Raw genomic sequence first — 1199 nt, 5'->3', positions numbered from 1 at the left:
CACATTGCACGTGCACTTCTAGGAAATCCTAAATTATTATTATTAGATGAACCTACTGATGGCTTAGATGTAGAAATTGCTACTAATATCAGAAATGTAGTTAAGAATTTAGCACAAAATGACATTAGTATTTTGTTAACTAGTCACATGATGTCAGAAGTTGAAGCATTAGCAGATCAAATTGTTTTATTAGGTGCAGGCAAAGTTCACGCAAAAGGTACAGTTCAAGATATTGTGAAATTGTCTAAAGTTAAACGAATTGATAGACCAGCAACACTTGAAGAATCATACCTTGCCTTAGCACCACAACTTAGAAGAGAATAATAAGGGATGAATTAATGAGGTTTTTAAGACTTTTTTGGTTTCAATTTAAGCTGTACATATCTAATCAGTATTTCTTTTGGTTGACAATAACTAGTACAGTTAGTATTTTCGTTTTACAGTACACAATTGCTTACGCTAATCATGGGTTAAATGATCCAATGGTCTGGATAAGAAGTGCAGTATTTGGTTTATGGGCTTCATGTACTACCGCTGCAGGAAGTATAGGATATCAGCGTTTTCAAGGAACACTTCCTTATATTATTAACACGCGCTATGATGAGCGAGCATCCTTGATTGCTCTTCTTTTACCAGCTTCGAGTTATGGCCTGCTTGCTTTTCCTTTGTCATTTCTTTTAGCAAAAATCTTCTCAGTAGCAACGGGCACAATTGATTTAAAATTCATTGGGATAGTTATCTTGCTTTGGATTGCTGCAGCTACAATGGATATTTTAATCGCGGCTTTCTTCACCTTAACTCCTAACGCGTTAGTCTACGAAGCGTTGATTAATATTCCAATTTTACTATTAACAGGATTATTTGGTAATAGAGTGATTTCTCTACCATTGATGGAAGTATCACAATATTTTTTGCCAATGACTATGCCAGTTAGGGTTTTGCTTTATTCAGGGAATATGACCAATATTTTGGCCTATATCTGCAGTATGCTGATCTGGATATTGTTAATTTTAGTTATGGTTAGAAAAATTAATGATTTAGCGCGAGAGAAAGGAACGTTGAAGATAATCTAATGGCAACACAATTTTCCTCACTTTCATTTTTGGCAAATTGGAAAACACGATTTGTTTATTTTTTAATTTTGCCTATTATTAATCTTTTGTTATTGGTATTAATTGATCTACAATACAGCAATCAAT

General features: G+C 33.7%; 2 protein-coding genes. Both read left to right on the top strand.

Annotated features, from left to right (window positions below):
• The coding region (locus CP355_RS09945; RefSeq protein WP_233185892.1) for an AAA family ATPase at positions 1–324 on the top strand (324 nt) is incomplete at its 5' end.
• A gap of 158 nt (positions 325–482) precedes the next feature.
• Complete coding sequence (locus CP355_RS09940; protein ID WP_233187043.1) at positions 483–1073, top strand: multidrug ABC transporter permease; 591 nt, start codon at positions 483–485, stop codon at positions 1071–1073.
• Positions 1074–1199 lie beyond the last annotated feature (126 nt).

This window comes from Lactobacillus sp. UMNPBX4 (assembly GCF_002554115.1).
GTDB classification, from domain to species: Bacteria; Bacillota; Bacilli; order Lactobacillales; family Lactobacillaceae; genus Lactobacillus; species Lactobacillus gallinarum.
The sequence above is the reverse complement of the archived record's forward strand: the minus strand, read 5'-3'. Positions and strand labels throughout refer to the sequence as shown.

Bases quoted from the DNA above. Each gene is read 5' to 3' on its own strand.
- CP355_RS09940 (WP_233187043.1), top strand. From the start codon at position 483: ATGGTCTGGATAAGAAGTGCAGTATTTGGTTTATGGGCTTCATGTACT.